The 6,652-nt window shown below is 75.3% G+C and carries 6 protein-coding genes and 1 pseudogene; 4 read left to right on the forward strand and 3 right to left on the reverse strand.

Translation table 11 applies throughout. The features are described 5' to 3' along the window. Positions 1-175 precede the first annotated feature (175 nt). Positions 176-934 (forward strand): Bax inhibitor-1/YccA family protein, encoded by a 759-nt coding sequence (locus AB0L34_RS32230; RefSeq protein ID WP_363709264.1) that lies wholly within the window; start codon positions 176-178, stop codon positions 932-934. 56 nt (positions 935-990) lie between these two features. Beyond that, positions 991-1,311 carry a hypothetical protein gene (locus AB0L34_RS32235; protein WP_363709266.1) on the forward strand — a complete coding sequence of 107 codons (321 nt, stop codon included), beginning with the start codon at positions 991-993 and terminating at the stop codon, positions 1,309-1,311. A 55-nt stretch (positions 1,312-1,366) separates the two neighbouring features. Here AB0L34_RS32235 and AB0L34_RS32240 read toward each other — a convergent pair whose 3' ends face one another. From AB0L34_RS32240 to AB0L34_RS32250, 3 genes and pseudogenes are all read right to left on the reverse strand, one after another. Beyond that, positions 1,367-2,629: an acetyl-CoA C-acetyltransferase gene (locus AB0L34_RS32240; RefSeq protein WP_363709268.1), complete on the reverse strand. Its 1,263-nt coding sequence runs from the start codon at positions 2,627-2,629 to the stop codon at positions 1,367-1,369. A gap of 124 nt (positions 2,630-2,753) precedes the next feature. After that, on the reverse strand, positions 2,754-3,557 hold the full coding sequence (locus AB0L34_RS32245) for an SGNH/GDSL hydrolase family protein (protein ID WP_363709271.1): 804 nt from the start codon (positions 3,555-3,557) through the stop codon (positions 2,754-2,756). Continuing rightward, a pseudogene (locus AB0L34_RS32250) lies at positions 3,546-4,606 on the reverse strand (SGNH/GDSL hydrolase family protein); the annotation flags it as partial. The gene AB0L34_RS32245 and the pseudogene AB0L34_RS32250, both read right to left, overlap by 12 nt. Before the next feature lie 148 nt (positions 4,607-4,754). Between AB0L34_RS32250 and AB0L34_RS32255 the strand changes: the two are divergent. After that, positions 4,755-5,111: a YkvA family protein gene (locus AB0L34_RS32255; protein ID WP_357462538.1), complete on the forward strand. Its 357-nt coding sequence runs from the start codon at positions 4,755-4,757 to the stop codon at positions 5,109-5,111. Between the two features lie 78 nt (positions 5,112-5,189). Beyond that, positions 5,190-6,560, forward strand: a complete 1,371-nt coding sequence (locus tag AB0L34_RS32260; protein ID WP_350703322.1) for a cystathionine beta-synthase — start codon at positions 5,190-5,192, stop codon at positions 6,558-6,560. The last annotated feature ends 92 nt before the right edge of the window (positions 6,561-6,652 follow it).

Here is a 6,652-nt window from a genome sequence, read left to right on the forward strand (position 1 = left end):
ACAACCTCCCGGGGCCCCCACCCCCCCCCCCCCGCCACCCACCGGCGCCCGACCCCGCTGCCGCGGGGGCGGGCGCCGTCGTTTCCGCGCCCGCGCCGGTCCCGGCGTTTCGCGCCGCCGCCCGGCCGCCCGGGGCAGAGTGACTGCGTGGGGGTACGCCGAGCAGGGAGGCGACGTGCGCAGCAGCAACCCGGTGCTCACCCGGTTCGACGAGACCGCCCGGGTGCAGAGCCGGGTGCTGGGCGTCGGCGACCCGGAGGCGATGACCGTCGACGACGTGGTGGCCCGTACGGTCGGGCTGCTGCTGCTCACCGGGGCCACCGGCGCCGCGGCCTGGGTGCTCGTGCCGCCGGCGGCGTGGCTACCCGCCGCGCTGGCCGGCACCGCGCTGGCCGGGATCGCGCTGGTCGTGGTCATCTCCTGGCGCGGCATCACCAACCCGGCGCCGATGGTCGGCTACGCGCTGCTCCAGGGGCTGCTGCTCGGGGTGGCCAGCCGGACCTTCGAGCTGGTCCACCCGGGCATCGTCGTCCAGGCGGTCACGGGCACCTTCGGGGTCTTCCTCGGCATGGCGCTGCTCTACCGGGCCCGCCTCGTCCGGGCCACGCCGCGGTTGGCCCGGCTGGTCGCCGGCACGCTGTTCGGGATCGTCGTGCTCAGCGTGGTGAACCTGCTGGCGTACCTGGTCTCCGGCCGGCAGGGGCTGGAGGTCTACGGACTGACCGACGAGGTCGGCTGGCTGCCGTACGCCTTCTCGGTGGTGGCGATCGTCGCCGGCGCGTTCAGCTTCGTCCTCGACTTCGACCTGGTCGAGCGCTCGGTACGCGACGGCCTGCCCCGCCGCTACGCCTGGCTCTGCGCGTTCGGCCTGCTGACCGGGCTGGTCTTCCTCTACTGGCAGCTCCTGCGCCTGCTCGGCTACCTGCGCCGCTGACCCGGCCGCCACCCCGCCCGCCCCGCGCCGGCGGGGTGGGTTCGTAGACTCGGGCGGTGAGCGCAGGGGAGCTGAGTCGGGCGGTGGACCTGCTGGTTCGTCAGGTCGGGCACTGGCAGCAGCCGCGCTGGTCGGCCACGGCCGCCGGCGGCAACGTGTCGCGTGCCGACCTGGTGCACCGGCTGGTGCAGGAGGTCGCCAACCTGGCCGCCGACGCCGAGGGCGGGCCCCGGCGGGTGGTGCCCCGGCTCGACAACGACCTCGCGCTGCCCGACCAGCTCCGGGTGGTGGCCGCCGACCTGGTGGCCGCGGCCCCGCCGCCCGAGGCGCTGGCGCGGGCCGCCGCCGAGGTGACGGCGACCCGCGACGCGCTCTAGTTCCGTTCCCGCCGGTCCCGCCCCGCGGGCGGGAGTGCCGGCCGGCCTGCGGTGGTCAGCTCAGCCGCTCGACCACCATGGCCATGCCCTGGCCGCCGCCGACGCACATGGTCTCCAGGCCGATGGTCCCGTCGTGCCAGTCCAGGGCGTTGAGCAGGGTGCCGGTGATCCGCGCGCCGGTCATGCCGAACGGGTGCCCGACGGCGATCGCGCCGCCCATCACGTTCAGCTTCTCCAGCGGGATGCCGAGCTGGCGGTACGAGGGGATCACCTGGGCGGCGAACGCCTCGTTGATCTCCACCAGGTCGACGTCGTCGATGGTCATGCCGGCCCGCTTGAGCGCCTGTCGGGTGGCCTCGACCGGGCCGAGGCCCATGATCTCCGGCGACAGGGCGGTCACGCCGGTGGAGACGATCCGGGCCAGCGGGGTGATCCCGAGGTCCTTCGCCTTCTGGGCGCTCATGACCACCACGGCGGCCGCGCCGTCGTTGAGCGGGCAGCAGTTGCCGGCGGTGATCCGGCCGTCCGGGCGGAACACCGGCTTCAGGGCGGAGACCGCCTCCAGGGTGACTCCGGGCCGGGGGCCGTCGTCGGTGCTGACCACCGTGCCGTCCGGCGTGGTGACCGGGGTGATCTCCCGGGCCCAGAAGCCGTCGGCGATGGCCTTCTCGGCGAGGTTCTGGCTGCGTACGCCGAACTCGTCCATGTCGGCGCGGGTCACGTCGTGGACCTGGGCCAGGTTCTCGGCGGTCTGCCCCATGGTCAGGTAGATGTCCGGCAGTTCGCCCGACTCGCGCGGGTCGGTCCAGACCGGGGCGCCGCCCTGTGCGCGGGCCTTCGACCGTTCGGCCGCCGCGGCGAAGCGCGGGTTCTCCCAGCCGCCGCCGACCAGCGCCTGCGCCTCCGGTGGGAGGCCGTCGGAGTTGCCGCGGGCGTACCGGGAGACGGTCTCCACGCCGGCGGAGACGAAGACGTCGCCCTCGCCGGCCCGGATCGCGTGCATCGCCATCCGGGTGGTCTGCAGCGAGGACGCGCAGTAGCGGGTGAGGGTCGCGCCGGGCAGGGTGTCCAGGCCCATCAGGGTGGCGACGACCCGGGCCATGTTGAAGCCCTGCTCGCCGCCGGGCAGCCCGCAGCCCAGGTAGAGGTCGTCGATCTCGGTCGGGTCGAGCTGGGGGACCTTGTCCAGGGCGGCCCGCACGACGGTGGCGGCGAGGTCGTCCGGGCGGACGTCGCGCAGGGACCCCTTGTGCGCCCGGCCGATGGGGGAGCGGGCGGTGGCGACGATGACGGCGTCGCGGGACGACTCAGTCGGCATGGAGCCAACGTTAACCCGTCGGTAACTTCGCGCGGAAGCTGGCGGCCGACCGGGAAATGTCACGCCCGGTGGGGCGCGACGCCCGGCGGGTCAGCGGTCGGACGCGGGCGCCCCGCCCGGCGGGTCAGCGGCGGGACGCGACCGCGGCGGCCGCCGCGACGGCGGGCAGCAGGGCGTGCGCCCAGACCCGGTAGCCGTCGGCGGAGGGGTGGTAGCCGTCGTGGCACAGGGTGCCCGCGTCGGCGCGGAACACCGGACCCGTCTCGGTGGCCAGGTCGACCACCGTGCCCCCGGCGTCGAGCACCGCCGCCGTCTGCGCGCGGGCGACCCGCCGCCCGGACCAGCCGACCAGGTGCCGCAGCGGCGGCGCGATCGCGCGTACGGCGCCGAGGTCGGGGCAGGTGCCGACGACCACCTCCACCCGGGCCTCGCGGAGCCGGTGCACGGCCGCCGCGAGGTAGGCGGCGGCCTCCGCCGGCCGGCGCAGGGTGGTGGCGTCGTTGGCGCCGATCAGGATCACCGCCACGTCGGGGCGCTCGCCGAGCAGCGCCCGGGCCACCTGGGTGGCGAGGTCGGTCGAGCGGGAGCCGGAGACGCCGACGCTGGACAGGTGCACCTGCCGGCCGTTCGGGCCCTCGGCGAGCAGGTTGGCCAGCTGGCCGCCGATGGTGTCGTCGAGGCGTTCGACCCCGACGCCGAGGGCGGACGAGTCGCCGAGCAGCACCAGCCGCAGCGGTGGGGCGCCGGCGCGCCCGACCGTGGCGCGCAGCGCCAGCCCGAGCTCCGGCTGGGCGTACTGGCGGTGCCGGGCGACGAAGGCCTGGCCGGCGAGGACGGCGGCGCCGCCGACCGTGCCGGCGATCAGGGAGAGCGCCGCGGCCCGACCCAGCCGACCGGCGAGCCCCGAGGGGATGAAGCGCTCGCTCATGCCAGTCCCTCCAGAGTGGGTGAGTCGGCGGCGGGGCCGGGTTGCGGCACCGCGCCGACACCGAAGAAGGCCCGCCGGCGCAGCTGCGCCCACCGACCGGCGGGGCCGCGGTCGCGCCCCCGCACCTGGGTGCCGCTGACCTCGGTGCCCGCGTGCCGAGCGGCCTCCTGGGCGGCCGCGGGGAGCGAGCGTACGCCCTCGCCCCGGGCCGGGGTAGTGCGCCGCTCCTGCCCGGCGCCCAGCGCGGACAGCACGGTCGGCAGCAGCGCGGCGGCGGCCACGGCGTAGCCCTCCGCCGAGGGGTGGAACCGGTCCCAGGCGAACATCCGGGTCGGCTCGGCGGTGAAGCGGGGGCCGAGCAGGTCACCGAGGGAGACCGTCCAGCCGCCGGCCTCGACCACGGCCACCGTCTGGGCGGCGGCGAGCTGCCGGCTCCAGCGCCGGGCCAGCCAGCGCAGCGGCGGCTGGATCGGGCGGATCGCGCCCAGGTCGGGGCAGGTGCCGACGACCACCTCGCAGCCGGCGGCGCGCAGCGTGCGGACCGCCTCGACCAGATAGCGCACCGCCAGGCCGGGCGGCGTGCGGTTGGTCACGTCGTTGCCGCCGATCAGGATCACGGCGACGTCGGGCCGGCACTCCAGCGCCGCCTCCACCTGGTGCTTCAGCACGGCCGAGATGGCGCCGACCACCGCGAAGCGGTGCAGCCGGACGGGCCGCTGGAGGCGGCGGGACAGGCCGGTGGCGAGCAGGGCGCCCGGCGTCTCCCGGCGGCGGTGCACGCCGTAGCCGGCGGCCGACGAGTCGCCGAGCACGACCATGGTGACCGGCGGGCCGGGCAGTTTCGCGCCGTAGACCCCGTCGCAGCGGGGCGGCGGCGCCTCGGCCATCGGGATCGTGCGGCGGGCCTGCCGGGCCTGCCCGAGGAGCACGCCGCCGGTCGCCACCGCGGCGGCCGCCGTGGCGCCCGTGCCGATCGCCGCCAGGCGGGCGATCTGCCGAGCGCGCTGCCAGCGCGAACCAACCGGGACGGCGGAACCAACGACCCCCATGCAGCGACATTATCGCGCCGGAACGACACGCCGCCGTCGTCGTGTCGGCTCGCGGGTGGCTGGAAGCCGACCGTCCTGGGTACCTGTTCCGGTGACCGGGCGACAGTTGCGCCGGCACGTCACCCTGGCACGCGGAGAGGGGCCGAACATGGGGAAGACATTGAAGCGGAGCGCCGCGTTCAGCGCGCTGGCGAGGGCGCTCGCGGCGGGGTCGCGGGGCGGGCCGTCGCTCGGGGCGCGGCTCGCGGCGCTGCCCCGGATGATCCGGGCGACCACCCGGGGGGAGTACGACGGCGGCCTGCGGCTGGCCCTGATGACCGCCGCGACGGCGTACATCGTCTCGCCGATCGACCTGCTGCCGGAGATCCCGCTGGCGATCTTCGGGCTGGCCGACGACGCGGTCATGGTGACCTGGCTGGCCGGCAGCGTGCTCGCGGAGACCGAGCGGTTCCTGGAGTGGGAGGCCCGCCGCAGCTCCGTGATCCCCGGGCACGTGGTGTCCTGAACCGACGTACCCTGGGGCGTCGAGAAAACGTCTGCCCGGCCGCCGCCGGCGGCGCCGGAGGAGAAGGGCAACAACGAGGTGCGGTACTACGACAACGTCGTCGAGCTGATCGGCAACACCCCGCTGGTACGGCTGCGCAACGTCACGGCCGGCATCCAGGCCACCGTGCTGGCGAAGGTGGAGTACCTCAACCCGGGCGGGTCGGTGAAGGACCGGATCGCGCTGCGGATGGTGGAGGACGCGGAGAAGGCGGGCATCCTCCAGCCCGGCGGCACGATCGTCGAGCCGACCAGCGGCAACACCGGCGTCGGCCTGGCCCTGGTGGCCCAGCTCAAGGGCTACAAGTGCGTCTTCGTCTGCCCCGACAAGGTCAGCCAGGACAAGCAGGACGTGCTGCGGGCGTACGGCGCGGAGGTGGTGGTCTGCCCGACCGCCGTGGCGCCGGAGGATCCGCGCTCCTACTACAACGTCTCCGACCGGCTGGCCCGGGAGATCCCCGGCGCCTGGAAGCCCAACCAGTACAGCAACCCGGCCAACCCGCGCTCGCACTACGAGACCACGGGCCCGGAGCTGTGGGAGCAGACCGGGGGCGGGCTCACCCACTTCGTGGCGGGCGTCGGCACCGGCGGCACCATCTCCGGCATCGGCCGCTACCTGAAGGAGGCGTCGGAGGGCCGGGTCAAGGTCATCGGCGCGGACCCGGAGGGCTCGGTCTACTCGGGCGGCACCGGCCGGCCGTACCTGGTCGAGGGCGTCGGCGAGGACTTCTGGCCGGAGACGTACGACCGGGGCCTCGCCGACGAGATCATCGAGGTCTCCGACAAGGCGTCGTTCGAGATGACCCGGCGGCTGGCCCGCGAGGAGGGCCTGCTGGTCGGCGGTTCCTGCGGCATGGCCGTGGTGGCCGCCCTGGAGGTGGCCCGCAAGGCCGGCCCGGACGACGTCGTCGTGGTGCTGCTGCCGGACAGCGGCAAGGGCTACCTGTCGAAGATCTTCAACGACACCTGGATGGCCCGGTACGGCTTCCTGGACAACTCCGGCACGGAGCCGACGGTCGCCGACGCGCTGGCCAACAAGCCGGGCGGCCTGCCCGAGCTGGTGCACGTGCACCCGACCGAGACGGTCCGCGACGCGATCGACTACATGCGCGAGTACGGCGTCTCGCAGCTGCCGGTGCTCAAGGCCGAGCCCCCGGTGGTGACCGGCGAGGTGGCCGGCTCGATCGCCGAGAAGGACCTGCTCGACGCGCTGTTCACCGGTCAGGCGCACCTGCACGACACCATCGAGCGGCACATGGCCGAGCCGCTGCCGATGATCGGCGGCGGGCAGCCGGTGAGCGAGGCGGTCGGCCTGCTGGAGAAGTCCGACGCCGCCCTGGTGCTGGTCGACGGCAAGCCGAAGGGCGTCCTCACCCGGCAGGACCTGCTCGCCCACCTCGGCGCCCGCTGACCCGGCGCCCGCCGGGTTGCGCCTCCCGCCGGGTCACCGGCCACCAGAACGGTCGCCGCCCCCACTCTAGGCACCCCGGCGGCCCGAGGAAA

This window comes from Micromonospora sp. NPDC052213 (genome assembly GCF_040679695.1).
Lineage (GTDB): Bacteria > Actinomycetota > Actinomycetes > Mycobacteriales > Micromonosporaceae > Micromonospora.